At 75.4% G+C, this 25,405-nt stretch carries 22 protein-coding genes; 5 read left to right on the forward strand and 17 right to left on the reverse strand.

Features of this window, described 5'->3' with window-relative positions; all coding sequences use genetic code 11:
* Window positions 1–3: 3 nt before the first annotated feature.
* A complete protein-coding gene (locus D7I43_RS15165) occupies window positions 4–1,677 on the reverse strand; it encodes an ABC transporter substrate-binding protein (protein ID WP_120329156.1) in 1,674 nt (557 codons plus the stop codon).
* Window positions 1,674–2,705 (reverse strand): LacI family DNA-binding transcriptional regulator, encoded by a 1,032-nt coding sequence (locus tag D7I43_RS15170; protein ID WP_120329157.1) that lies wholly within the window; start codon window positions 2,703–2,705, stop codon window positions 1,674–1,676. The genes D7I43_RS15165 and D7I43_RS15170 overlap by 4 nt, the downstream gene beginning before the upstream one ends.
* A 119-nt stretch (window positions 2,706–2,824) precedes the next feature.
* On the opposite strand from D7I43_RS15170, the gene D7I43_RS15175 reads away from it, so the two are divergent.
* A complete protein-coding gene (locus D7I43_RS15175; protein ID WP_120329158.1) occupies window positions 2,825–5,233 on the forward strand; it encodes a beta-galactosidase in 2,409 nt (802 codons plus the stop codon).
* A gap of 66 nt (window positions 5,234–5,299) precedes the next feature.
* Here the strand turns inward: D7I43_RS15175 and D7I43_RS15180 are convergent, their stop codons facing one another.
* Window positions 5,300–6,076: an aminoglycoside adenylyltransferase domain-containing protein gene (locus D7I43_RS15180; RefSeq protein WP_120329159.1), complete on the reverse strand. Its 777-nt coding sequence runs from the start codon at window positions 6,074–6,076 to the stop codon at window positions 5,300–5,302.
* A 75-nt stretch (window positions 6,077–6,151) separates the two neighbouring features.
* Complete coding sequence (locus D7I43_RS15185) at window positions 6,152–6,727, reverse strand: hypothetical protein (RefSeq protein WP_147427252.1); 576 nt, start codon at window positions 6,725–6,727, stop codon at window positions 6,152–6,154.
* 86 nt (window positions 6,728–6,813) lie between these two features.
* Between D7I43_RS15185 and D7I43_RS33610 the strand changes: the two genes are divergently transcribed.
* Window positions 6,814–7,458, forward strand: coding sequence for an ABATE domain-containing protein (locus D7I43_RS33610; protein ID WP_158610100.1), 645 nt, complete (start codon window positions 6,814–6,816; stop codon window positions 7,456–7,458).
* Here D7I43_RS33610 and D7I43_RS15195 read toward each other — a convergent pair.
* Together D7I43_RS15195 and D7I43_RS15200 are read right to left on the reverse strand one after the other, a co-directional pair.
* Window positions 7,451–7,753 (reverse strand): GNAT family N-acetyltransferase, encoded by a 303-nt coding sequence (locus D7I43_RS15195; protein WP_120329326.1) that lies wholly within the window; start codon window positions 7,751–7,753, stop codon window positions 7,451–7,453. The two genes, D7I43_RS33610 and D7I43_RS15195, sit on opposite strands and share 8 nt — an antisense overlap.
* A gap of 192 nt (window positions 7,754–7,945) precedes the next feature.
* Complete coding sequence (locus tag D7I43_RS15200) at window positions 7,946–8,599, reverse strand: DUF6624 domain-containing protein (RefSeq protein ID WP_120329162.1); 654 nt, start codon at window positions 8,597–8,599, stop codon at window positions 7,946–7,948.
* 133 nt (window positions 8,600–8,732) lie between these two features.
* Between D7I43_RS15200 and D7I43_RS15205 the strand changes: the two genes are divergently transcribed.
* Complete coding sequence (locus tag D7I43_RS15205; RefSeq protein WP_120329163.1) at window positions 8,733–10,085, forward strand: glycosyl hydrolase family 18 protein; 1,353 nt, start codon at window positions 8,733–8,735, stop codon at window positions 10,083–10,085.
* Here the strand turns inward: D7I43_RS15205 and D7I43_RS15210 are convergent.
* The 4 genes from D7I43_RS15210 to D7I43_RS15225 all read right to left on the reverse strand — a co-directional run bounded on the left by D7I43_RS15210 (window position 10,073) and on the right by D7I43_RS15225 (window position 13,083).
* Window positions 10,073–10,588 carry a molybdenum cofactor biosysynthesis protein gene (locus D7I43_RS15210; protein ID WP_120329164.1) on the reverse strand — a complete coding sequence of 172 codons (516 nt, stop codon included), beginning with the start codon at window positions 10,586–10,588 and terminating at the stop codon, window positions 10,073–10,075. The two genes, D7I43_RS15205 and D7I43_RS15210, sit on opposite strands and share 13 nt — an antisense overlap.
* The gene (locus D7I43_RS15215) at window positions 10,585–11,022 is read right to left on the reverse strand and encodes an alpha-ketoglutarate-dependent dioxygenase AlkB (protein ID WP_120329165.1); all 438 of its coding nucleotides are present in this window, start codon (window positions 11,020–11,022) and stop codon (window positions 10,585–10,587) included. Before D7I43_RS15215 ends, D7I43_RS15210 begins: the two co-directional genes overlap by 4 nt.
* Window positions 11,023–11,060: 38 nt before the next feature.
* Window positions 11,061–11,939, reverse strand: a complete 879-nt coding sequence (locus tag D7I43_RS15220) for a DMT family transporter (protein WP_120329166.1) — start codon at window positions 11,937–11,939, stop codon at window positions 11,061–11,063.
* A gap of 283 nt (window positions 11,940–12,222) precedes the next feature.
* Window positions 12,223–13,083 carry a hypothetical protein gene (locus D7I43_RS15225; protein WP_120329167.1) on the reverse strand — a complete coding sequence of 287 codons (861 nt, stop codon included), beginning with the start codon at window positions 13,081–13,083 and terminating at the stop codon, window positions 12,223–12,225.
* A 101-nt stretch (window positions 13,084–13,184) separates the two neighbouring features.
* Between D7I43_RS15225 and D7I43_RS15230 the strand changes: the two genes are divergently transcribed.
* Window positions 13,185–15,992, forward strand: coding sequence for a wax ester/triacylglycerol synthase domain-containing protein (locus tag D7I43_RS15230; protein ID WP_120329168.1), 2,808 nt, complete (start codon window positions 13,185–13,187; stop codon window positions 15,990–15,992).
* A complete protein-coding gene (locus D7I43_RS15235; RefSeq protein ID WP_120329169.1) occupies window positions 15,983–16,732 on the forward strand; it encodes an SDR family NAD(P)-dependent oxidoreductase in 750 nt (249 codons plus the stop codon). Before D7I43_RS15230 ends, D7I43_RS15235 begins: the two co-directional genes overlap by 10 nt.
* A 25-nt stretch (window positions 16,733–16,757) precedes the next feature.
* On the opposite strand, the gene hpnH is transcribed toward D7I43_RS15235, so the two are convergent.
* The 7 genes from hpnH to hpnC are packed head-to-tail and all read right to left on the reverse strand — an operon-like array spanning window position 16,758 to window position 25,367.
* Window positions 16,758–17,756, reverse strand: coding sequence for an adenosyl-hopene transferase HpnH (gene hpnH, locus D7I43_RS15240; protein ID WP_240032991.1), 999 nt, complete (start codon window positions 17,754–17,756; stop codon window positions 16,758–16,760).
* A 2-nt stretch (window positions 17,757–17,758) separates the two neighbouring features.
* On the reverse strand, window positions 17,759–19,270 hold the full coding sequence (gene ispH / locus D7I43_RS34370) for a 4-hydroxy-3-methylbut-2-enyl diphosphate reductase (RefSeq protein ID WP_120329327.1): 1,512 nt from the start codon (window positions 19,268–19,270) through the stop codon (window positions 17,759–17,761).
* Window positions 19,271–19,317: 47 nt separating this feature from the next.
* Complete coding sequence (shc, locus tag D7I43_RS15250) at window positions 19,318–21,261, reverse strand: squalene--hopene cyclase (RefSeq protein ID WP_120329171.1); 1,944 nt, start codon at window positions 21,259–21,261, stop codon at window positions 19,318–19,320.
* Complete coding sequence (locus tag D7I43_RS15255; RefSeq protein ID WP_120329172.1) at window positions 21,261–22,268, reverse strand: polyprenyl synthetase family protein; 1,008 nt, start codon at window positions 22,266–22,268, stop codon at window positions 21,261–21,263. The genes shc and D7I43_RS15255 overlap by 1 nt, the downstream gene beginning before the upstream one ends.
* Window positions 22,265–23,641, reverse strand: coding sequence for a hydroxysqualene dehydroxylase HpnE (hpnE, locus tag D7I43_RS15260; protein WP_240032970.1), 1,377 nt, complete (start codon window positions 23,639–23,641; stop codon window positions 22,265–22,267). The genes D7I43_RS15255 and hpnE overlap by 4 nt, the downstream gene beginning before the upstream one ends.
* Complete coding sequence (gene hpnD / locus D7I43_RS15265) at window positions 23,638–24,513, reverse strand: presqualene diphosphate synthase HpnD (RefSeq protein ID WP_120329173.1); 876 nt, start codon at window positions 24,511–24,513, stop codon at window positions 23,638–23,640. Before hpnD ends, hpnE begins: the two co-directional genes overlap by 4 nt.
* On the reverse strand, window positions 24,510–25,367 hold the full coding sequence (gene hpnC / locus D7I43_RS15270) for a squalene synthase HpnC (RefSeq protein WP_120329174.1): 858 nt from the start codon (window positions 25,365–25,367) through the stop codon (window positions 24,510–24,512). Before hpnC ends, hpnD begins: the two co-directional genes overlap by 4 nt.
* Window positions 25,368–25,405 lie beyond the last annotated feature (38 nt).

Here is a 25,405-nt window from a genome sequence, read left to right on the forward strand (position 1 = left end):
CGGCTACTTGGCGCCGGCCCCGGCGGGCTTCAGGTTGGTGATGATCAGCAGGTTGTCGCTCGGCGCGGCGTACGGGTTCTCCTCGTTCGGCCAGCCGACCGCCTTGGTCGTGCGGTACTGGAACCACTTCGCGCCGTACCAGAGCGGGATCATCGGCACCTGCTCCATCATGACCTTGGTGAGGTCGGCGACGGCGGCCTTCTGCGCGGCCTCGTCCGTGGCCGTGCGCAGGGTGTCGATGAGCTGGTCGGTGCGCGGGTCGTTCCAGCGGACGAAGTTGCTGACCGCCTTCTTGCCGATCGGCGCGGACTGGTCGCTGGCCAGCGGCTCCTGGAAGTTGCGGAACATGTTGCAGCTACCGCCGTGGACGCCGAGCAGCATGTCGTAGTTGCCGATCGCCCGGTCGTTCTCGTACGCCTCGGGGGTGGGCGTCTCGGCCCGGACGGTGAAGCCCAGCGCGGTCAGGTTCGCCACGATGATCCGCTGCGCCTGCACCCAGTCGGTCCAGGAGCCGGGCACCCGGAAGCTGAACTGGATCGGCTTGCCGTCCTTGCCGACCCGCTTGCCGTCGCCGTTGCGGGGGTAGCCGGCGGCCGTGAGGTCGGCGTCGGCCTTGGCCTGGTCGTACGCGATGACGCCCTGGTTGGGGATGTCCTTCGGCAGCCAGTCGGCCTGCCCGGGCACCACGAGACCGGTCTGGCTGGCCGGCTTGACGTAGCCGAGCTGCGCCTTGTCGACGATCTCCTGCCGGTTGAACGCGGGCAGCAGGGCCTTGCGGAAGGCGGTGTCGTTGAACGGCGCCTTCGTGAGGTTCATGTAGACGCTGATCGAGCCGCCGGAGGGATACCAGTACTTGTTGTGCTCCGGGTCCCGGTCGACGTACGCCTTCTTGATGTCCGGCACGAACATGGCGTTCGTGTCGTACTCGCCGCGGCTGAGCTTGAGCTGGTCGATCTGGCCCCCGCCGTCGGCCTTGTGGAACCGCAGCTCGTCCACCATGACCTTGTCGGCCTGCCAGTAGTCGGGGTTGCGGGCCAGCGTCAGCTGCTGCGGGTTGAACGCCTTGACGGTGAACGGGCCGGTGCCGACGGGCTTCTCGGCGTTGGGGAACGTCACCGGGTCGGGCACGGTGGACCAGACGTGCTTCGGCACGATCTTGATCTCGCTGAAGAGCGTGAAGGCCGCGGCGCCGGGCTGGGTGAACCGCATGGTGACGGTCTGCGGGTCGGTCGCCTCCACGGCGCTCAGGTAGCGCCAGATGCCCTTGGTGTCGAGCGCCTTGTGCTGCTTGAGCATGTCGAAGGTGAAGGTGACGTCGTCGGCGGAGAACGGCTTGCCGTCGTTCCACTTCACCCCGGACCGCAGCTTCCACACCAGCGTCCGCGGGTCGGTCCAGTTCCACTCGGTGGCGAGCCAGGGCTTCGCCTGGCACCCGTAGTTGTCGTACGTGATGAGCTGCTCGAAGACGTACTCGGTGGCGCCGAGGCGGCTCGCGTCGAGGTACGGGTTGTAGTTGGCCTGCGGGTTGCTGCCGCCGCCGAAGTCGCCGTAGTCGAGGTAGGCGATGCGGCCCTCGGTGCCGGGGCCGGACTCCTGTTCGGTGCCGGTGCAGCCGCTGGCCGCCAGGGCGACGGCCACCGCTACGGCGGCGATCCGGGCGAGTCGTGGTCGTTTCACTTGCCGGTACCTCCAGTGGGGGATTCCGCCGGGCAGCCGCAGCTGCGGCGCACGACGAACTCGGTGGGGAGGACGATGCTGTCGGGCGCCGCCGCGCCGGGGGCGTCGACGGCGGTGAGGATCGACCGGGCGGCCTCGGCGGCCAGGTCCCGGATCGGCTGTCGCACGGTGGTGAGCGGTGGCGCGACGAGCGCGGCCATGGGCGCGTCGTCGAAGCCGGTGATGACGAGGTCCTCCGGCACGCGCAGGCCCCGGCCGAGGGCCCCGACGAGGACGCCGAGCGCGATCTCGTCGTTGGCGCAGACCACCGCCTGCGGGGCGGCGCCGCCGGTGAGCAGCCGCTCGGCGGCGAGCACGCCGTCGGGCTGCTGCATCGCGACCCGGACCGGCTCGGCGGGCGGGTCCAGGTCCAGCTCCCGGTACGCGTCCCGGAAGCCGGCCCACCGCTCGCTGACGTCGGGCGACCCGTCGGGGTTGCCGACGAAGGCGAGGTCCCGCAGGCCGTGGTCGACGAGCAGGTGCCGGGTCAGCCGCGCCATGGCGGGCGCGTTGTCGACGCTCACCGAGGGCACGGTCTCCGGGCCCCGACCGGCCAGGACGACCACGGGGACCATCTCGGCGAGCCGCAGCAGCGCCGGGTCGGAGATGGTGCCGCCGACGACGGCCACGCCGTCGACCCGCCGGGCCATCTCGAGGACCTGGTCGTCGGAGTCCTCCCGCAGGTGGGTGCAGAGGATGTGCACGCTGGCCCGGGCCGGCACGGCCTCCGACTCGAAGCCCTGGATCAGCTCGGTGAAGTAGGGGCCGGACAGGCCGGGGAAGACCAGGCCGAGCGCGCCGTGCCGGCGGGCGGCGAGCGCGCGGCCCAGGTGGTCCGGACGGTAGCCGTACTTCTCGATGGCATCGAGGACGCGTCGGCGCATCTCCTCCGACACCTGGCCGGTGCCGTTGGAGACCCGGGAGACCGTGGCGACCGAGACGCCGGCCAGCCGCGCGATCTCCCGAACCGTGACCCGACTGTTGCCCATGGCTCCCTCGATCCGTAACGTGCGGTTAACAGAAACCGGTTTCAGGCACGATAAGCAGGCGCCCGCCGGAGCACAAGAGGGACCGCCTGGAGATCCGTCGAGAGGAAGAGTCAGACCGCATGTCGCGAGTTCGTCTCCACGACCGCAGGATCGTCGTCGACGGTCGCCCCCGCCTGCTGCTCGCCGGCGAGGTGCACTACTTCCGGCTGCCACGGGCGGCCTGGGCGGACCGGCTCGACCGGCTCCGCGAGTGCGGCGGCGACACCGTCGCCACCTACGTGCCGTGGCTCTGGCACGAGCTGCCGGACGGCACCGTGGACCTCACGGGGCGTACGCACGAGCAGCGTGACCTGGCCGGGTTCCTGGACCTGGCCCACGAACGCGGCCTGCACGCCGTGGTCCGGCCCGGGCCGTTCATCATGGCCGAGGTCAAGAACGAGGGCATCCCCTACCGGGTGTACGAGTCGCACCCGCACCTGCTGCCGACCACGTGGGACGGACGGCCCGTCACCACGCGCACGATCGACTACCTCGCGCCCGAGTTCCTGGCCGCCGCCGACGACTGGTACGCGCAGGTCATGCCGGTGATCGCCGAGCGGCTGGCCGACCGGGGCGGCCCGGTGATCGCCGTCCAGCTGGACAACGAGATCGGGATGCTCTCGTGGGTGACCAACTCCCCCGACCTCACCGACGGCGTCTGCGAGGACCTGCGGCGCTGGGCCGTCGAGCGGTACGGCAAGGACGGCGCGGCCGAGCGGGTCGGCGCCGATCCCGGCGACCCGGTGGCCTGGGCGGCGGCGCTGCGCACACCGGCCGAGGAGCGGTCGCTGACGCTCCACGACGACCTGGGCCGCTACATGCGCGACCGGTACCGCCGGTACGTGGCCGCGCTGCGGGACTCCGCGCAACGGCACGGGGTGACCGGCGTGCCGTTCCTCGTCAACGTGCACGGCACCGGGGGCGGGCGCGGGCGCACGTTCCCGATCGGCATCAGCCAGCTCTTCGAGGCGTACCGGGGGCAGCCGCAGCTCACCTCCGGCTCGGACTACTACCTCGGCGACCTCACCGTCACCAACGTCGCCGACCTGTACGTGGGCAACGCCTTCCTCGCCGCGGTGCACGACGCGCACCAGCCGCTGACCTCGCTGGAGTTCGAGGCCGGCAACGGCGACTACGGCCAGGACCTCGCGATCCTCTACCCGCCCGAGGCCATCGAGCTGAAGGCGCGGCTCTGCGTGGCGCAGGGCAACCGGCTGCTCAACCTCTACCTCTTCGCCGGCGGCTACAACCCGCCCCTCGCCGAGCCGGTGGGCGACGGCAACGACCGGATCGCGTTCACCGGCGAGCGGCACGGGTTCGCGGCGCCGGTCGACCCGGAGGGGCGTCTCAACCCGACGTTCGGGGCGGCCCGGCGGGCGCTGCACGCCGTACGCGGTGTGGCCGACCTGCTCGCCGACTCCGACGAGGAGAACGACGGGCTCGCGCTCGGATTCGTGCCCGACCACTACCTCACCGAGTACCACCACCCCGCGTCGGCGTCCCGCGCCGCGCAGGTCGCCGACCTGGAACGGTTCCGCGGCATGGGCCCCCGCGACGTGCTGGCCCGCGCGCTGCTGCTCGCCGGCTACTCGTTCCCCGCCGTCGACCTCCAGTCGCCGCTGCCGGCCGGCGCGCCGCCGGTGATCGCGCTGGCCAGCGCGGCCACGCTCGGCCGGGACGTGCAGCAACGACTCGTCGACCACCTGCGCGGCGGGGGCCGCCTGCTGCTGCACGGCGTCCTGCCCGAGCGCGACCACGACGGCACCCGGTGCACGCTGCTCGCCGACGCGCTCGGCCTCACCGTGACCGGACGCGTCGACGACGGGCCGCAGTGCTTCCCGTCCGTGGTCGGTCACCGCTGGGCGGCCGGCCGGGCCGAGGCGCGGGTCGGGTACGCGCAGCGGCTGGCGGGCGCCGCCGCCGAGCCGGTGCTCACCGAGGTGGGCTCCGGCGAGCCGTGCGCCGTGGAGGTGTCCGTGGGCGCGGGACGGGCCCTCGTGGTCGCCGCCGACGTGCCCTGCGACCTGGAGTTCTGGCGGGCGGCCGCGGAGCGGCTCGGCGCCCGGCCGCGGCTCGCCCCCGACGCCGACGGTCCCGGCCTGGTGCTCACCTCCACCGTGGACGGGGCCGGGCAGCGGCTGCTGCACCTGGTCAACGTCGCGCCGTCGGCGGTCACCGTCGCGCTCGGCTGGCACGGCGCCCCGCTGCTCGGCGGACGCCGCCTGCGGGTGCCCGCCCGCACCGGGCTGATCCTCCCGTACGGCGTGCGGGTGGGCGCCGCCATGCTTGTCGAGACGACCTGCGAGCTGGTCTCCCGGGACGGGGACAGCGTGCTGCTGCGCCCGACGCAGGGCGACGACGAGGTGGTGCTCGCCACCGACCGGCCGGTCACCACGAGCCGCGGGGTGGTGCACGCGGCGGACGACCGGGTCACCGTGCGTCTGCCGGGCGGGCCGGTCGACGAGCCGTTCCGGGTCACCGTCGGCTGACGTCCGCGCGGAGGGGCCCCTGCCGGTGGCGGCCGGGGCCCCCTCTTCGCCACCCGGCGGGGCGCCTCAGGCGGCGCGGGCGACCTCGTCGAGGACCCGCTGCTGGAAGGCGCGCGCCTCGGGCCCGCTGGGCGGCGTGCCGCCGAGACGCGCGGCGATGGCGCGTTCGATCACCGGTGCCGCCTCGTCGCCGTCGGCCAGCACCCGCCGCCCGGCCGCCGTCTTGGCCAGCCAGCGTCCGTGCCGGACCCGGACCAGGGACCGGCAGGCGCCGAGCACCGCGTCCTCGGCGCCGGGCGCCGGCTCGTCACCGGCCGGTGTCGGCAGGGCGAGCCACCAGCTCAGCGCGGCGACGAGGAGGCGGCGCAGGTCGGCGGGGGTGACGTCGGCGAACACCTCGGCGGCCGGCGGGCCGAGCAGCGCGTGCCCGCACTGGTGCAGGATGCTGCGGTCCAGCGCGTACCAGAAGTGCCCGTCCGCGACCGGCCGGTCCGCCGGGTCGTACGTGGCGCGGAACGCCATCCGCGCCCCGGTGTTCACCTCGACCTCGAAGCCGGGCTCGGCCGTGCCGGACGCGGCCACCGCACGGCGGTAGACGACCAGCTCCAGCCCGCGCGCCGGGCAGGGCAGGGCCTCGTGGCGCAGGCCGGCCACCAGGGCGCGCTTGGCCTCGTCGGGAATCGGCTCGGCGCAGAGCAACGCCACGTCGATGTCGCTGCGCCCCGGCTGGTAGGCGCCGAGCCCGACCGAACCGGCGGCGTACGCGCCGACGAGGTCGTCGCCCAGCACCCTGCGCGCCACCGCGACGAGGTCGTCGAGGTAGCGCCGAACGTCGGTGTCCATGCCGCCAATCCGATCCGATCGACCGGTGTCGAACCACACCGGGCACCCCTTTGCCGGAGGCGCGGGCGAAGCCGTTCAGGAGGCGTCGCCGAGCGACCGGCAGACGTTCTCCTCCCGGCCGACCTCGACGGCCATCCGGCGGGTCCCGTCGGCGTCGAACGCGATGACGTGCACCCCGTCGAGGAGGTAGTAGCCGCGCGGGTAGCGGTCCTCCGGCCGGAACCCGAACCCCGCCGGCCCGACGATCGTGTACCGCCGCCAACTGCCGTCGGGCCGGTAGTCGGCGGCGCCGGAGCCCCCCGCGTCGCGCCGGACGCTCTGACCGGTGGCGCCGTTGACGAAGTCGACGACGAGCGGCCCGGCGAACTCCTCGCGGCGGACCGCGCCGTCACCGTACCGGGCGACCACCCGGACCCGGACGTCCTGCGAGACGACCCGGACCTGGAGGGGGAACGAACAGTACCGGCCGGCGGGCGCCGTCCACTCCTCCTGCACCCAGGCGCGCCACGGCTCGGGCCGGTAGCTGCCCGGGCCGATCCCCCCGTCCGCCCCTGCGCTCGCCGCCGCGGGCGCCGCGGCCGGACCGAGCACCGCCGCCGCCGGACCGAGCACCGCCGCGGCCGCCAGGGCGGCCGTCACCACTCTGCGCATCCCCGCCTCCTAACCAGTAGTTGATGGCTAACCGGTGTGGTGAGGATGACTGGTTAGGAGGCGGCGGGTCAAGGCATACTGTCGGCGTGCACTGGGTCGAGGTCGACGGCTACGCCATGCCGGTCCTGCTCGCCGGCCACCCCGGCCTGGAGCTGTGCAACACGTGGGCGGGCTGGGCGGACACACCGGACCCGCGTCGGGAGTGGCTGCGCGACTACGACCGGCTCGCGGTCTGGAGCGGGCACGCCGGGCTGCTCCCCGCCGACACGGTGCGCCGGCTCCGCGCGGCGGCCCGGGCGGAGCCGGCCGCCGCCGAACGCGCGCTGACGGAGACGCGGTCCCTGCGGGCGGCGCTGCACGAGGTCTTCCTCGTCCCGGGCGACACGGCCGCGTTCGGTGCCGTGGCGCGGCTGGCGCGGGAGGCGGCGGCGGCCGCGACGCTGACGACGGACGACACGGGAATCGCCCGCTGGGCCCTGCCCGACGACGGAGGGCTGCGCCTGCCGCTGCTCGCCGCGGCACGGGCCGCCGCCGAACTGCTCTGCACCCCGGCCCGGACACAGGTCCGCGCCTGCCCCGGCGACGACTGCGGATGGCTCTTCCTCGACCCGCGCGGCCGCCGACGCTGGTGCCGCATGGCCGTCTGCGGCAACCGGGCCAAGGTACGCGCGTACGCCGACCGGCGCCGGCCCGCCACCGACGGGCCGACCGGCCGGCGTACGGCTACTTGACCCGGCGGGTCGTACGCACCACGATGTCGTCGTACTCGGGGTGCTTGCCCAGCCACCCGGCGAGGAACGGGCAGATCGGCACCACCGTGCGGCCCCTGGCCCGCGCGTCGTCCATCACCGCCCGCGCCAGCGTCGAGCCGACGCCCCTGCCCTCGAACGCCGGATCGACCTCGGTGTGCGTGTACGCGATGATGGTGCCGGTCAGCTGGTAGGTGACGATGCCGGCGAGCGCGCCGTCCTCGTCCCGCGCCTCGAAGCGCTCACGCTCGGGCACGTCCGTCACGGTGAACTGCATGACGAGAGTGTCGCAGGCCGCCGGCGACCCCACCCCGGCGACCGGCGCGCGCGGATCCTGCGACACAGCCGGCCGCGGCGAGGCCGATCCGTGGCGGGGCGGTCCCGGCCAGGCCGTGGCGAGGCCGATCCGTCGCGGGGCGGTCCCGGCCAGGCCGCGTCGACTCTCACCGCCGCGGGCCGAGGGACCCGGCTAGCCGCCCTCGGCGCAGATCGCCGCCATCTCGGCGAGGTAGGCGGCGAACGAGGGCAGGCCGGCCCCGGCCCGCCGGCCGTCGACGCCCGCCTCGTCGCGGATCGGGGTCGCGGGCACCGGTCCGTCGGGCCCGCAGCGGACCTGCGTGCCGTACACCTGGGGCTCCCCCTTGGCGACCGCGACCCGGTCCTCCAGGTAGGCGAGGTTGCCCGGCGACGCCTGGCCGGCGGCCACCGCGGCGCGCAGCAGCTCGACGGCCCGCTCCTGGAAGGCCAGGTCGAAGTCCGAGTGCTGGGCGATCGCCCAGGCGGCGTCCTCGCCGTCCTCGCCGACGAGGTCGATGGTCGGCCAGCCGTGCGCGGCGACGATCTCCTTCAGCCGGGCGGTACGCGCCTGGTCGCTCTCGGCCTGCGGCCGGCCCTCGCGGTCGGCCTGGTCGCGCCGGAGCATCGCGACGAGTTCGTCGTGCAGGGCCTTGTCGTACCGGGCGGGTGAGCGGGTCACCGACGGTGTCGGCACGGGCGGCGGCGCGGCCGGCGTGGTCGAGGCGACCGGCGTGGCGGCGGAGTCGACCGGCCGGGGCGTGTCGGCGCAGCCGACGAGCAGGGCGAGAGTGGCGAGCGGGACGAGCCGTCGTGGCGACGTGCGCATGGCCCACCTCCCCTCGCCGCCCGATTCTGTCTTCCGGGCCGGCGGGCCACAAGGCACCGGCAGGGGGAATCGGAGCATTTACATTTAACAAAGTTAACTGATAGCCTCCGCTGCATCGATGAGGAGGCATGTCATGCGACTTCGACGTGGGACGTCCGCGCTGCTGGCCGGCGCGGCGCTGGTCGCCGCCCTCGCGGCGCTGCCGGCCGCCAAGGGGTTCGCCACGACCACCGCCAGCGCGGTCGCGGCCTGTTCGGCACCCGAGTGGCGCGAGGGTGTCACCTACCCCGCGGGCAGCCGGGTGACCTGGGCGAGCCGCACGTACCAGGCGCTGGTCACCCACACCCCGCCGCCCGGCTCCGGATGGAACCCGGCCTCGACGCCGGCGCTGTGGACGGACCTCGGCCCGTGCGAGGCCGGCCCGTCGCCGTCGCCCACCGTGACCTCCTCCCCCACGCCGACACCGTCGCCCACCCGCACCCCGTCGCCCACGGCCACCCCGACGCCGACCGCCACCCCGCCCGGGTCGGCCACCTGCGCCCTGCGGCCGAAGCCGGCGGGCAAGGTGCTCCAGGGCTACTGGGAGAACTGGGACGGCGCGGCGAACGGCGTCCACCCGCCGCTGGGCTGGATCCCGATCACCGACCCCCGGATCCCCGCGCACGGCTACAACGTGGTCAACGCGGCCTTCCCGGTGATCCGCGCCGACGGCACGGTGCTCTGGGAGGACGGCATGGACGCCACCGTGAAGGTGCCGACACCCGCCGAGATGTGCCAGGCCAAGGCGGCCGGGCTGACCATCCTGATGTCGATCGGCGGCGCGACCGCCGGCATCGACCTCAGTTCGGCGGCCGTCGCCGACCGGTTCGTCGCCACGGTCGTGCCGATCCTCAAGCGATACAACTTCGACGGGATCGACATCGACATCGAGACCGGGCTGACCGGCAGCGGCAACATCAACCAGCTCTCCACCTCGCAGGCGAACCTGATCCGCATCATCGACGGTGTGCTCGCCCAGATGCCTCAGGGCTTCGGGCTGACCATGGCGCCGGAGACCGCGTACGTCACCGGGGGCAGCGTCACCTACGGGTCGATCTGGGGCGCCTACCTGCCGATCATCAAGCGGTACGTCGACAACGGCCGGCTCTGGTGGCTGAACATGCAGTACTACAACGGCAGCATGTACGGCTGCGCCGGCGACTCGTACCCGGCCGGCACCGTGCAGGGCTTCACCCGCCAGACCGACTGCCTCGACACCGGGCTCGTCGTGCAGGGCACCACGATCCGGGTGCCGTACGACAAGCAGGTCCCCGGCCTGCCGGCCCAGCCGGGCGCCGGCGGCGGTCACCTCGCCCCCGCGGCGGTCGCCCAGGCCTGGAACACCTACGGCGGCGGCCTGAAGGGGCTGATGACCTGGTCGCTGAACTGGGACGGCAGCAGGGGCTGGACGTTCGGCGACAACGTCCGGGCGCTTCAGGGCCGGTGAGCGTCCGGCTCCTCGATCGTCACGTCCACCGGACCGACGCGCAGGAGGCCGTCGGTGAGCGGCGCGCAGCGTACGCCGCCCCGGCGGCGCAGCGCCCGCCACGCGCCCGGCCCGATCGCCACGTCCATCCAGGCGCAGGGATTCGCCGGCCGGTTCACGCGCAGCCGGACCGGACCGGCCCCCGAGTCCAGCACCAGGATCTTCCCGACCAGCTCGTCGACGGCGATGCCGGCGGTGAGCACGTTGCGCCGCACCTGCCGAAGGTCCGCACCGGGCGGCAGGGACTCCCGGGCGATCAGCGTGACGCTCGCCTCCCGGTGCGCCGGCCTGCCGAAGTACCGGTCGCCCACGATCCCGAGCCCGGCCCGGAGCTGGACCTCCTCGACCAGCTCGCCGGGCGGGGCGGGGGCCGGTCCGTCGGCGGGCCGGCCGACGTAGCGGTGGACGGGCGAGGCCAGCAGTTGCACGATCCGCGGGCCGTCGGGCGGGACAGGGCCGCTCATCTGCCGCGTACCTGCCGGAAGGTGATCGAGTAGCGCAGCACCGGCACCGGCGGGATGCTGTGCTGCCAGCTCGACCGGGCGGCGCCGGCCAGCACGTACGCCGAGCGGGGCGCCAGTTCCACCTCGTACACCCGGCGCTGGTCGGCCCTGCCGCGCTGGAACCGCAACAGGCAGGCGGAGCCCAGCGAGAGGCCGACCACGGTCGGGCCGAACGCCGGGGCGTCGCGGTGCCAGCCGATGACCGACCCGGGCGGGTAGCGGGTGACGAGGGCCTGCGCCAGGTCGGCGGCCGGCACGCCGGCGAGGCGGGCGCAGCGCTCGCGGACCTCGTGCAGCTCCACCGGCAGCGCCTCCGTCTCGCTGAGCTGGGAGGAGCCGTAATCGTAGTCGTAGCCGAAGTGCCGGACGGTGCGCCGGGCGATCCGGCCGTGCATCCGCACCTCGCCGAAGTCGTACGCGGCCAGGGCGAGCGCTATCCCCCCTTCACGTGGGGTGCGCGCCGGGCCAGCATGCCCACGGCGAGGATCACCACCACGAGCGACAACGCCTCGCCGAGGGCCGGCAGCGGGCCGCCGCGGATCTGCTCGTCCAGCCAGATCAGGCCGACCAGGATGGCCACGACGGGGTCGGTGACCGTGATCGCGGCCAGGGCCGGGGCGCCCAGCGGCCCGGCCTGGTAGGCGTTCTGGCTGAGCAGCACCCCGAACGGGCCGAGCACGAGGACGGCGTACGCCTGCCACTGCGTGAACACCTCCCACGGGCTCTCGTCGAGGTGGAACGCGAGGCTGCTGATGAGGCCGGCGGTCACGCCGTAGCAGACCCCCGCGGCCAGCGCCAACGGCATGGGTCGCCAGCGCCGGTCGAGCTTCAGGGCCGCCAGCAGGCAGAGTCCCACCGCGACGACCACGGCGATCCCGAGCAGCAGGGCCGACCAGAACGACTCCAGCCCCCGCCCCTGGCCCCGCCCCGGGTCGGCGATCACGAGGAAGGCCGCCAGGCCGAACAGGCACAGGGTGGACTCCAGCAGGATGGTGCGGTCGGGGCGGTCGTGCGCGAACGCCGCGAAGAGCAGGACGTACCACACGAGTCCCGTGACCAGCAGCGGCTGCACGAGGATCAGCGGGATCAGGCTGAGCGCCGCCACCTGGAGGGCGAACGCCAGGACCGCGAGCACCACCGACCAGCGCCAACTCGGGATGCGCACCAGATGGGCGAGCAGCGTGGGCCGCCCGGCCGGCTCCTCCGGCACCTGCCGGCCGGAGCGGAACTGGAGCACCCCCGACGCCCCGAACGCCGCGGCGGCGGCCAGTGCGATCGGGATGCCGACGGCCAGTTCCCCGGCCCCGCTCACCGCACTCCAACCGGACCGGTCACCTGCACCTCCATGCCGTGGTCGTCCGCGTCCCGCCGTCCGGGGCCGTGGGGTGTTCCCGTCGCCACGGCCGGTGGCGGCGCGGCGCGGGTTCCCCACCCCCGTGCGGATAAACGGCGGGTGGGTCCGGCGGGGGTCCGGGTCGCGCCGAGACTGCCACAATCACCATGAGAGTACGCAAACGGTGACTAAGCTGATGATTGTTCCGAAGGGGTGGCTGTCGGCGCCCCTCCTCCGCGTACGCCTGGGAGAACCCGACATGTCAGCGACCCGGCCCGCCCTCCGGCCCGCAGTCGTCTCGTCCGGCGTGCGGCTGGGCGTGCCGGGCGAGCGCGACCGCGCCGCTGACGGCGAGCAGGAAACCGAGGACCGCCACCGGGGTGAAGCCGGGCCGCACCCGGTCCCCGAGCAGCAGCCACCCGGTCAGGGCGGGCGCCACCGTCTGCCCCACGATGGCCGAGGCGGACGTGACCGTCACCGAGCCCCGTTGCAGCGCCATCGCGTAGAGCAGCACGCCGGTCAGGCCGGCGAGCACCACGGCGTAGGTCGCGGGGCTCGCGACGAGCGCCCCGACGGTCTCCACCCGGCCGAGCAGCCGCGCGCCGAGGGCCGCGGACCCGAACGACAGCCCGGCCAGCAGGCCGGGCACGGCGGGGCCGGACATCGCCGGGCTGCCGAGGTACGCCCCGCCGGCGAGCACGACCACCGCGGCGAGCAGCCACCAGCCGGCCGTTCCGGTCACCTCGTTCGGCGGCGCGGCGACCGCGGAGAGCACCAGCAGCACCAGTCCGGCGATCACACCGCCGATCGCCCCCCAGTCGCGGGCGGTCAACCGCAGGCGCAGGACGCACATGGCGATGAGCGCCACCATGCCGAGGTTGGCCGCCCCGACCGCCTGCACCGCGAAGATCGGCAGGATCCGCAGCGCCGTGAACGTGAGCAGGGAGGACGCCCCGTCCAGCACCAGGCCGGTGGCGTACGGGCCGTTGCGGACCAGCCGCAGCAGCAGCCGGGGGTCGACGTGCGGGGTGGCGGCCAGCCGGCGCGCACCGATCGACTGCACGATCGCAGCCGTCGCGCTGCACAGCGCGGCGGCGATCGCCAGCGCGAAGCCCACGGCCATGTCACGATCCCGGTGTCGACGGTGCCGGACGCGGCCGGCGGAAGCACCTGCGCATACCCGTCTGAGCCCGGGTATCGCACGCCGAGCCCGGCGGGTGCGCGGTGAACACGCCGGCCGGCCCGGAGCCGGCCGAGCCGGTCGCCCGGCGGGTGCTGGTCGTCTCGGCCGACATCGGCGGCGGGCACGACGCGACCGGTCGGGCGCTCGAGGAGCGCGTCCACGCGATCTGGCCGGGCAGCCGGGTCGGCTGGGTGGACACCCTCGAGGTCATGGGGCCGGGGGTCGGTCGGGGCTTCCGCCGCACCTACGTCACCAACGTGGCGGTGACGCCCTGGCTGTACGAGTTCTTCTGGGCCTCGCTGTGGCGGCACCGGTGGTTCGCCGCCACGGCCAAGTGGTTCACCGGCTCGTGGGCGGGGCGGCGCCTCGGCCCGGTCATCGAGGGGTTCGACCCCGACCTGATCGTCTCCACGTATCCCCTGGGCAGCGCCGGGCTGGCGTGGCTGCGCCGGCACCGCGGGCTCGGCGTCCCGGTCGGCGCCTGGATCTCCGACTTCGCCCCGCACCCGTTCTGGGTGTACCCGGAACTGGACCTCAACGTCGTGGTGCACCCCGCCGCGCTGCCGGTCGCGGCGGTCGCCGCCGAGGGGTCGTCGCTGGGGGTCTGCGCGCCCCCGGTGCTGGACTCGTTCCGTCCCGGTGACCGGGTGGCGGCCGCCCGGCGCTGCGATCTCGACCCGGACCGCGCCGCCGTGGTGGTCGCGTGCGGCTCGTACGGCTTCGGGGCCGTCGAGGAGGCCATCCGCGCCCTGGTCGGCATCGGCGACCCCATCCAGGTGGTGGCCGTCTGCGGGCGCAACGACCGGCTCGCGGCCCGGCTGGCGGCGCTCGACGTGCCCCCGGGACGGCTGCTCGTGCGCGGCTGGGTCGACGACATGCCGACGCTGCTGCAGGCCGCCCGCCTGCTGGTCACCAACGCGGGCGGGGCCACCGCGCTCGAGGCCCTAGCCACCGGCACCCCGATCGTGATGTACCGGCCGATCGCCGCGCACGGCACGGCGAACGCGGCGTTGATGGCGGCGGCCGGGCTCGCCGAGACGGCCCACACCCCGCAGGCGCTCGTCGCCGGCGTGCGCAGCCGGCTCGCCCTGCCGGCGCGCACCGTCGAGGTCCCCCCGGACGGGCGGCTGCCCGACCTGGGGCTGCCGGCGGTCGCCGCCGCGCGCACCTCGCGGGTCGGCGCGCCGGGCGACGCCGCGGCGGGGGGCGCCACGGCGGGGGACGCGGCGGGGGACGATGCCTCGGCCAGGGGCGACGCGCGGACGCGGGGGCGGGCCGGGGGCGCGCCACGACGCCGCCCGGCGAGCTGGCCGCTCCGGGCGCAGGACGCGTTCTTCCTCCACGTCCAGACTCCCACCGAGCCGCAGCAGATCGGCACGGTCATGGAGCTGGGTGCGCGCCCCGACGGCCAGCCCGTCACCCGGGCGGAGGTGACGGCGCTGCTGGCGCGGCGGCTGCCGGCGATCACCACGCTGCGCCGCCGCCTGGTCGACCGGGGCCGCTGGCGCCGCCCCGGCTGGGTGATCGACCGGTACGTGGACCCGGCCGCCCACGTCGACGAGATCCACGTCGCGCCGGGTGACGACGGCGGCGCCGCCGTGGACCGCTTCTGGTCCGAGCCGCTGCCCACCGACCGTCCACCCTGGCGGATGCTGCTCGTCGGAGGGCTGCCGGACGGGCGTACCCGGCTCGCGGTGAAGCTGCACCACTGCCTCGGGGACGGCCTGTCCGTGATCGCCGTGCTGCGCCGGCTGCTCGACGCGCCCGAGCCGCCCCGGCGGGAGGCGCCGGCCGGTGGCCGCACCCTGCTGGGCCGGCGGGGGGCGCCCGCCCCGGAGCGGGGCGGGCTCGACCAGGCGCGGGAGACGGCGCGCCAGCTCGGCCGGACCGTACGCGGACTGGCCCGGCTGGCCACGCAGGGCACCGCGCCGCGCACGCCCCTCAACCGCCGGCTCGACTCGTCCCGTCGGCGTCTGCTCACGGCGAGCCTGCCGGCCGCGGACGTGCTCCGCGCGGCCCGGTCCTGCCAGGCCCACCCCAGCGAGCTGATGCTCGCGCTCACCGCCGCGGCGCTGGGCGCCGCGCACCCGGCTCCGGTGCCGGAGCGGCTGCGGGTGATGTTCGCCGTGTCCCGCGACGCGCGCCGGCGGGCGCCCACCCAGGGCAACTGGACCGGGGCCGTCACCCTCGACCTGCCCATGGGGGCGGGACCGCCACGGGACCGGGTGGCCGCGGTGCGCCGCTCCCTGCGCGACGCGCTCCGCAGCGGTGAACCCGAGGCCGCGAACCTCGTGATGCGGGCGATGGGCATCCTCCCGGCGCCGCTGCACGCCGCGATGGCCCGGCGCGTCTACACCAGCCGCCGGCTCAACGTGATCGTCTCGTACGTCCCGGCGACCTTCCCGCCACGGGTGCTCAGCGGCGCGCCCCTGCGCGCCGCCGCACCGGTGGTCGGCCTCGCCGACGGGGTGCACATCGGCATCGGCATCCTGCGGCTCGGCGGCAGCTTCGGGATCGGGGTGCTGCTCACCGGGGCCCTCGCCGACGTCGGCGACACCGTGGTGGCGCAGGTGCGGGCCAACCTGGCCGCGCTGCTCGCCGAGATCGACGCCCACCCCGCGGGTGGGCAGCCGCCCGGGGCCGGCAGCACGCCCGCCACCGCCGGGAGCACGCCCGCCACCGCGGGCAGTGCAGGCGCCGTTCGCGCGGCCGCCGGCGCGGGAAGCCGGGCCCGGGGGCCTCGGGGTGGCGACGGACCGGACGGGGCCGACCGTGCCGCGGACGGGCCGGCGACGGACGACGCGGCGGTGCCGGGTGCGCCTCCACCCGGGGTGCCCCGATGCGCCTGACCGGCGCGGTGGTGCTGGTGACGGGAGCGTCGTCGGGGATCGGCGCGGCGGTGGTACGGCGCCTCGCCGGCGCCGGGAGTCAGGTCGTGGCCGCCGGCCGCGACGCGGACCGGCTGGCCCGCCTCGCCGCGCAGACCGGCGCCACCACCATCGTGAGCGACCTGGGCCGGCCGCACGCCGGACGCGAGCTGGCCGAGCAGGCCCTGGCCCGGCACACGCGGGTGGACGTCCTCGTCAACAACGCCGGCGTGGGCTGGGCCGGCCCGTTCGGCGGGATGGCGGACGCGCTCGCCGACGAACTGCTCGCGGTCAACCTGCGCGCGCCCATCGAGCTGACCCGGGCGCTGCTGCCCGGGATGTGCCACCGCGGCGGGCACCTCGTGTTCGTGGGGTCGATCGCCGGCCGGCTCGGCGTGGACGGCGAGTCCGTCTACGCGGCCACGAAGGCCGGCCTGGACACCTTCGCCCAGAGCCTGCGGATGGAGCTGGCCGGCCGCCGGGTCGGGGTGAGCACGGTGGTGCCCGGCGTGGTGGACACCCCGTTCTTCGTCCGCCGGGGCCAGCCGTACCGACGCCGGCGCCCCCGTCCGGTGCCGCCGGAGCGGGTCGCCGACGCGCTCGTCGACGCGATCGTCCGGGACCGGGCCGAGGTGTACGTGCCGGGCTGGCTGCGCCTGCCCGTGGCCGTACGCGGGCTGCTGCCGGGGCTGTACCGCCGGCTCGCGACCCGGTTCGGCTGAGCCGCCGGTCCTCCCCCGCGCCCGCTCACGTGTCCCGGATCGCGCGCAGCGACTCCCGCAGCGACGACATGGTGGCCAGCACGGCCGTCGGCTCGTACCCGCAGTGCGCCATGCAGTTGGCGCAGCGCGCGTCGCGTCCCCGCCCGTAGCTGTCCCAGTCGGTCGTCTCGAGCAGTTCCCGGTAGCTCGCGGCGTACCCGTCGGAGAGCAGGTAGCAGGGCCGCTGCCAGCCCAGCAGCGAGTACGACGGGATGGCCCACGCGGTGCACGGGAAGTCGACCTTCCCCTCCAGGAAGTCCAGGAACAGCGGCGAGTGGTTGAGCCGCCAGCGGGCCCGGCGACCACCGGAGAACGCCTTGCGGAACAGCTCCCGGGTCTCCATGACGCCCAGGAAGTGCTCCTGGTCCGGCGCCTTTTCGTACGCGTACGCCGGCGCGAGCATCATCTCGTCGACCTTCAGGTCGTCGTTGAGGTAGTCGAGCACCTCGATGACCGTCTGCGGGGTGTCGGTGTTGAAGAACGTGGTGTTCGTGGTGACCCGGAAGCCGCGCCGCTTGGCCTCGCGGACCGCCTCCACGGCGACGTCGAAGACGCCGTCCTTGCACACCGCCGCGTCGTGCCGTTCCCGCAGGCCGTCGATGTGGACGGTGAACGCGAAGTACGGCGACGGCCGGAACTTGTCGATCTTCTTGGGCAGCAGCATCGCGTTGGTGCAGAGGAACACGAACTTCTTGCGGCGCACCAGTTCGGCCACGAGCTTGTCGATCTCCGGGTGCATGAGCGGCTCGCCGCCGGCGATGGAGATCATCGGCGCGCCGCACTCCTCCACGGCGGCCAGCGCCTGCTCCACCGGCATCCGGCGCTTGAGCAGGCTCGCCGGCTGCTGGATCTTGCCGCAGCCCGCGCACTTCAGGTTGCAGGCGAACAGCGGCTCCAGTTCCAGCAGCAACGGGAACTGCTTGCGCCCGCGTATCTTCTGTCCGGCCAGGTATCGCGCGATACGTAGGCTCTGACGCAACGGCATACTCACGGCTGGCGTACCTCCTTCGGCAGGGTGAAAACCACGTCCTCCACTGCTGCGGTGTGCTCGCTCACCTCCTTCGCCCCGAGGGCGGTCAGTGCGGCCACCACCTCGTCGACCAGTCCCGGCGGCGCCGAGGCGCCGGCCGTGATGCCGACCGTCGCGGCGCCCGCGAGCCAGCGCAGGTCGATGCCGCTCACGTCGTCCACGAGGTGCGCCCGGGCGCCCGCCCGTTCGGCGACCTCCACGAGCCGCCGGGAGTTCGAGGAGTTCGCGGAACCGATGACCAGCACCAGGTCGGCGTGGGCCGCGACGGCCGTGATGGCCCGCTGCCGGTTCGTGGTGGCGTAGCAGATGTCGTCGGAGCCGGGACCGGCCAGCGCCGGGAACCGGCGGCGCAGCGTGTCGAGGATCCCCGCCGCCTCGTCCACGGCGAGCGTGGTCTGCACCAGGTACGACACCCGCTCCGGGTCGTCCACCTGCACCGTCTCGGCGGTGGCCGGGTCGGGCACGAGGCGGATCCGGTCGGGCGCCTCGCCCAGGGTGCCCTCGGTTTCCTCGTGGCCCGGGTGCCCGATGAGCAGCACCGTGTCGCCACGGCCGGCGAACCGGCGGGCCTCGGCGTGCACCTTCGTCACCAGCGGGCAGGTCGCGTCGATCACCGGCAGCCGCCGGTCGGCGGCCTCCTTCCGCACGGCCGGCGCCACGCCGTGCGCGGAGAACACGGTGAGCGCCCCGTCGGGCACCTCGTCGAGCTCGTCGACGAAGACGGCGCCCTGGGCCCGCAGGTCGGCCACCACCCGGGCGTTGTGCACGATCTGCTTGCGCACGTAGACCGGCGGGCCGTGCCGGCGCAACGCCTGCTCCACCACGGCGATCGCCCGTTCCACGCCGGCGCAGAACGACCGGGGCGAGGCCAGCAGCAACCGGTGCACGCTGCCGGCCGCCGCGGCCCACTCGGTGAGCGCCGCGGCCACCACCGGCAGCACCCGCAGCGCCGCGCGCACCCGGCGCAGGGTGGCCGGCCGGTACAGCGGTCCGGCCGCCGTGTCGGCGACCACGCGTACGCAGGCCGTGGGGCGTCCGGCGCAGCCGGCCAGCAGCCACGCCGACTCCAGGTCGGCGGCGAGCGCGCCGGTCGCGGCCAGCCGGTCCCGGGCCGCGCCGTCGACCAGCCGGTCGGTGCTGACGACCGGGCCGACGTGCACCCGCAGCCCCCGCCTGCGCAGCGCCGCCGCGAGCAGGTCGGCGTCGGGCATCCGCAGCTCCCCCGCCGGGGCGTCCGGCGCGAGCGGGTCGGCACGGACCACGCTCGCCACCACCACGTCGCCCGTGGCGAGGTCGGGGGCGAGCCCACCGGCGATCCCGGCGACCGCCACCGGCCCCGTGCCGGCCGGGCGGAGCGCCGCCGCCGAGCGGGCGCGACGCGGCCCGATGCCGGTGCGGCACAGCGTGAGCCGCCCGTGCGGTGCGGGATCGCCGAGCCCCCGGCGCAGCGCGGACAGCTCCGGCCGCATGGGCGCGTACAGCGTCCACGCCGGGTCGGCCGGGACAGCGGGGCGGATCACCGCGTCACCGTGGCCTCGTCCGCCCGCGTGCCGAGGATCCGGCCGAGCGCGCTGATCGGGAAGACCAGCCGGTACAGCCCGTAGTTGATGTAGAAGTCGCCGGGGAAGCCGGTGCCTGTGAACTGGGGCTCGTCCCACCCGCCGTCCGGGCGCTGGGTGTCGACCAGCCAGCGCACCGCCCGCAGCGCCCGCTCGCCGGTGCCGTGACCGGCGGCGTGCAGCGCGAGCAGGGCCCACGCGGTCTGCGAGGCGGTCGACTCGCCGCGGCCGATCCAGGACGGGTCTCGGTAGGAGCGCAGGTCCTCGCCCCAGCCGCCGTCGGCGTTCTGGTGCGCGAACAGCCAGTCCACGGCCCGGCGGATCGCGGGATGCCGGCGGGGCACGCCCGCGGCCACGAGCGCCGGCACCACGGCGCCGGTGCCGTACACGTGGTTGGCGCCCCACCGGCCGAACCACGAGCCGTCCGGCTCCTGGGCCCGCAGCAGCCAGTGCACGCCGCGCCGCACCGGCGTCGTGCCGGCGTAGTTCTCCGCCGCCAGTGCCTCCACGACGTGCGCCGTCACGTCGGCGCTGGGCGGGTCGATGACCTCGCCGAAGTCGCAGAACGGCAGCTCGCCGAGGATGGCGCGGGTGTTGTCGGCGTCGAACGCCGCCCAGCCGCCGTCGCGGGACTGCATGCCGAGCAGCCAGCGGGTGCCGCGCAGCACCGCCGCCTCCGCGGGCACGCCGGTACGCCGCAACGCCATGATCACCTCAGCGGTGTCGTCGGTGTCGGCGTACCCGTCGTTGTCGAACTCGAAGGCCCAGCCGCCGGCCGGCGTGTCCGGCCGGCGTACGGCCCAGTCGCCCCGGACTCGGATCTCCTCGCTCAGCAGCCACCGCCCGGCGCGCTCGACGGCGGGGTGCTCGGCCGGCAGCCCGGCGTCGGTGAGCGCGGTGACGGCCAGCGCGGTGTCCCAGACCGGCGACTGGCACGCCTCCAGCCAGCGCGCCGGGCCGTCCGGGGTCTGCGTCCGCACCGTGAACCGTTCCAGCCCGTCCAGTCCGGCCCGCAGGACCGGGTGGTCCAGCGGGTAGCCGAGCAGGTGCAGCGCCATCAGCGAGTAGACCCAGGGCGGCTGGATCCCGCCCCACGACCCGTCCGCCTCCTGGCGGGCGACGATCCACTCGGCGGCCCGGCGCAGCGCGTGCCGGCGTACCGGGCCGCGGGCGATCCGCTCGTACCCGCTGGCGAGGCGGTCCAGCCGGTAGAGCAGGCCGGGCCGGCTGCCCAGCCGGGGCGGCCGGGGTGGCCGCGCGTTCGTGCGCAGCTCGTCGACGCCGAAGCCGAGCGACCGCACCGGCCGCAGCGCCCGCACGATGGACAGCGGGACGATGGTCTGCCGCGCCCAGCAGGCGAAGTCGTAGACGTTGAACGGCACCCAGGACGGCAGGAGCACGAGTTCGGGCGGCACGGCGGGCAGCTGCGACCAGGGCCAGTGGCCGAACAGGGCCAGCCAGAACCGGGTGAACACCCGGCTGGCCGCCACGCCTCCGTGCGCCCGGACGAACGCCGCCGCGGCCGCCATGTGCGGCGCCTCGACGGTGTCGCCGGCCAGGCGCAGCGCCACGTACGCCTCGATGGTGGTCGACAGGTCCCCCGGGCCGCCGTGGAAGATCGCCCAGGAGCCGTCGGGACGCTGCTGGGAGCGGATCCAGCGGGCCGTCTCGGCGGTCTGCTCGGCGGTCCGGATGCCGAGGAACTGCCGCAGCATCAGGTCCTCGGCGTCCATCGTGACGTTCGTGGCGAGGTCGCCCTTCCACCAGCCGGCCTCGTCCTGGAGGTCCAGCAGGTGGTCCCGGGCGCGCCGCAGCGCGTCCCGCGCCTCGTCGAGCACGTCGGCGCCGGGGCGCTCCGCCTCGACGGTGGTGGTGGTCTTCGGTGACAGCAGCTCGGTCATCAGTGGTCCCGTCCCGTGATGAAGTCGGCCACGTCGGCGAGTTCGCCGCGTACGTCCTCCGGCAGGTCCAGGGCCTCCAGCTCGGCCCGGGCCCGCTCGGTCTCCTGCCACGCCCGCTGCTGGGTCCACTCGCGGGCGCCGGTCGCCTCGATCAGCTCGCTCGCCCGGGCCACGTCCTCGTCGGTCAGCGGCTCGGGTGAGCGGTACAGGTCGGCCAGGGCCAGGCCGGCGGGGTCGCCGCTGGTCAACGCCCGGACGACGGGGATGCTGCGCTTGCGGGCGCGCAGGTCCGACCCGACGGGCTTGCCCGTGCGGCCGGGGTCGCCCCAGATGCCCAGCACGTCGTCGACGAGCTGGAACGCGAGCCCCAGGTGGGAGCCGAACCGGGAGAGCCCGTCGACCAGCCCCGGCGGGCCGCCGCAGAGCAGCGCGCCGAGCGCGCAGGACGCGGCCAGCAGGGCCGCCGTCTTGTTCCCGGCCATTGCCAGGCACTCGTCGAGCGTCACGTCGTCGCGCCGCTCGAAGCTCAGGTCCGCCATCTGCCCGGCGATCAGCGCGCGGACGTCCTCGGCGAGGCGGCGGGCCGCCGGCTCACCACCGGGCACCTCGACGAGCGCCTCGTACGCGAGCCCGATGAGCGCGTCGCCGGCGAGGATCGCCGGGCCGACGCCGAACACCGTCCACGCGGTCGGCCGGTGGCGGCGCTCGGTGTCGCCGTCCATCACGTCGTCGTGCAGCAGCGAGAAGTTGTGCGCGAGCTCGACCGCCGCGGCCGCCGGTGCCCCCGCCTCCGGGGCGGCTCCCGCGGCCCGCGCCGACAGCAGCGCCAGCGCCGGCCGCAGGCCCTTGCCCTGGCTGGCCGCGGGTGACCCGTCGGCGTCCCAGTAGCCGAGCTGGTAGCCGGCCACCAGCCGGTTGCCCGCGTCCAGGCGGTCCAGCAGCGCCCGGATGGCCGGCTCGACGTACGTCTGGATCTGGTCGGTGCTGCGGCTGCGTACAACGGTCATCGTGCGGCCTCCGTGTGGTGTCGGGGCCGGGACACGAGCTGGTGGGCGAGGGTGTCGGCGGCCACCTGACCGCTGCGCACCGCGCCCTCCATCGTGTCCGGCCATCCGGTGTCGGTCCATGCGCCGGCCAGGACCAGCCCGGGCAGGCGGGTGCCCGCCGCCGGCCGGTACGCCCGGGTGCCGGGGTTCTGCCGGAACGTGGCCCGCGGCTCCCGGGTGACGAACGCGTCGCGTACCGGGGTGTGCCGCGCGGCGGGAAAGAGGTCGGCGAGTGCCCGGCGCTGGGTGGCCACCAGCTCCGCGGCGGGACGGTCGATCTCGGCGTCGGCGGCCGAGATCGACACCACGAGGTGCTGCTCGTCGCCGGCGTCCGGCCCCGAGCGGTCGAAGATCCACTGGGCCGGGGACTCCACGGCGGCCGCCATGGTCAGCCGGGTGACCCGGTGGGCGTAACGCAGGTGCACGTTGACGATCGGCGCGGCGCCGAGCCGCGCCCAGTCGCCGGCCGCGGGCGCGGCGGCCGGCGGGACGAGTGCGGCCGCGACCGGGTGCGGCACGGCGAGCACGACCCCGTCGGCCGCGAGCTCGCCACCGTCCACCCCGACGCGGAAGCCGGCGGGTTCGGGGTGGATCCACCGCACGCGCGAGCGCGGGCGTACCCGGACGCCCAGCCGGTCCAGCACGCGCCGCGCGGCGACGGCGTGCAGCTCGGTCAGGGGCACCAGCGGCCGGCCGATGTCGCCGGCGTCCGCGGCCTCCAGCAGGCCGGTGCGGAAGACCCGGGCGGCGAGCGCGAGGGAGGCCTGGGTGCTGGGCACGTTCAGCGCGGCCACGGTGATCAGGTCCCAGAGTCGGCGCACCGACCGTGGGCTCTGGCCGTGCGCGGCCAGCCAGTCACCGAAGCACTGCCCGTCGGTGGCGGGCGCGTCCGGGTCGACGCGGCGCAGGGCGGCGCACGCGCGGACGGCGGCGAGCCGTTCGGCGGGGCTGATGAGCCGGTAGCCGGCCAGCGCGGGCAGCAGGTGGGCGGGCGCGGGCAGCCGGCGGCGGGTCAGCACGTGCGGGGCCCGCCCGGGCAGCAGCACGGGCACCTCGAACCGCCGCTGCACCTGCGTGCCGGCGGTGGTGCCGAGCCGGTCCAGCAGGTCCCGGTAGGCGTGGTAGCAGCGCAGGAAGACGTGCTGGCCGGTGTCGACGGTCAGGCCGTCGCGCCGGAACGAGTACGTGGCCCCGCCGAGCTCGGCGCGGCTCTCCAGCAGCGTCACGGGCAGGCCCCGGTCGGCCAGGCGGATCGCCGCGGCGATCCCGGCGAGCCCACCGCCGACGACACACACCCCGCCGCCGCCCGGCGACGCACCGACCGGCCCGGTCACGCGGATCGCCCGACCAGTGCGCGGGCCGCCACCCAGGCCTTCTCGCGCCCGGGCAGCGACACGCGGCTGCGGGTGACCGCCAGCGGGTCGGACGCGATCCGGGCGAGCAGCCGCCGGTAGATGCCCGCCATCGCCGCGGTGCAGGCGGCGCTGCGCCGGTCCAGCAGCGGGAGCAGCCGCAGTCCGGTGTCGTACCAGCGGGCGGCCCGGGCCGCCTCGAACCGCACCAGCTCGCTCAGCCGTCCGGGCGGATCGGCGAACCCAGCGCCGCGGCGTTCCAGCGTGCAGCCGAACCGGTCCAGATCCTCCGCGGGCAGGTAGATCCGCCCGTCGGCGCGGTCCTCCACGAGGTCGCGCAGGATGTTGGTGAGCTGGAGGGCCACGCCGAGGGCGTCGGCCAGCGGGGCGGCGCGGGCCGGCTCGACCGTGCCGAAGACGCCCAGGGACAGCCGGCCGATGGACCCCGCCACGCAGCGGCAGTACCAGACCAACTCGTCGAAGGTGGCGTACCGGCGCCCGGTCACGTCGGCCGCGCACCCGTCGATCAGCTCGTCGAAGGCGGCCAGCGGGATCGGCATCCGGGCCGCCGCGTGCCCGAGCGCCGTGAGCACCGGGTCCCCGTCCCCGTCGGCCGGCAGCCGGTGCAGCGCCGCGCGGGTCTCGGCGAGCCGGTCGAGCTTCTCGTCGGGCGGGAGGCCGCCGTCGCCGATGTCGTCGATCCGCCGGGCGGTGGCGTAGATGGCCGACAGCGCGCGCCGCTTCGCGGGCGGCAGCAGCCGGATCCCGTACGCGAAGTTCGCCGCCCGGCTGCGGGTGATGTCCTCGCAGCGGCGGTACGCGGCCTCGACGGTGCTGGTGGCGGCGGCGGTCATCCGGCGCTCCGCACGGTGGCGGCCAGGTACCGGCGCAGCACCCGTCGGCGGCGGGGGCGGACGGCGGCGCGCAGCGGGTCGTGGTCGGCCTCGGCGAGCGCGTCGAGGGTGGCCCGGCCGCCGGCGAGGTAGCCGCCGACCGCGAGGCGGGCCCACCCGTGCAGCGCGGACACCAGCGGCGCCCCGGCATCGAGCCAGGCCCGGGCGCGTTCGGCCTCGAACGCGATCAGCTCGCGCAGGGGCGCGGTGGCGGCCGGGCGCCCCAGGTCCTCCTCGGTGACGCCGAACCGGTCCAGGTCCTCGGCCGGCAGGTACACCCGGCCGCGCCGGTGGTCCTCGGCGACGTCCTGGAGGTGCTCGACGAGCTGCAACGCCGTGCAGATCCGGTCGGACAGCTGCCGCCGCGCCGGCCCGGCCTGGCCGAAGACGTGCAGCACCAGCTCGCCGATCGGGTTGGCCGAGAGGGTGCAGTAGTCGACCAGCTGCGCGAACGTCGCGTACCGGGTGACCCGCTGGTCGAGCCGGTTCGCCTCGACGAGCCGGACGAGCGCGTCGAGGGGCAGCCCGCAGCCGGTGACGGTGGGCGCGAGGGCCCGTACGACCGGATGGCTCACGGCGCGGCCGGTGTACAGGGCGCGCAGCTCGGCCTCGATCCGGTCCAGCTCGGCCGTCCGGTCGACCCCGGGGGCCTGCGGCTCGTCACCGAGGTCGTCGACGTGGCGGGCGTACGCGTAGACGGCGATGAGGTGGCGGCGATACCGGGCGGGCAGCACGCGCAGCGCGACCGGGAAGTTCTCCGCCGCCCGGGCCTGGGCGAGCCGGTGCACGGCGGGAACGACGACCTGTTGGCTCATCCCGGGTCTCCTTCCTCTGGGGCATGGGGTCGGCGGTG

The sequence above is a fragment of the Micromonospora globbae genome (assembly GCF_003610785.1).
GTDB lineage: Bacteria > Actinomycetota > Actinomycetes > Mycobacteriales > Micromonosporaceae > Micromonospora > Micromonospora globbae.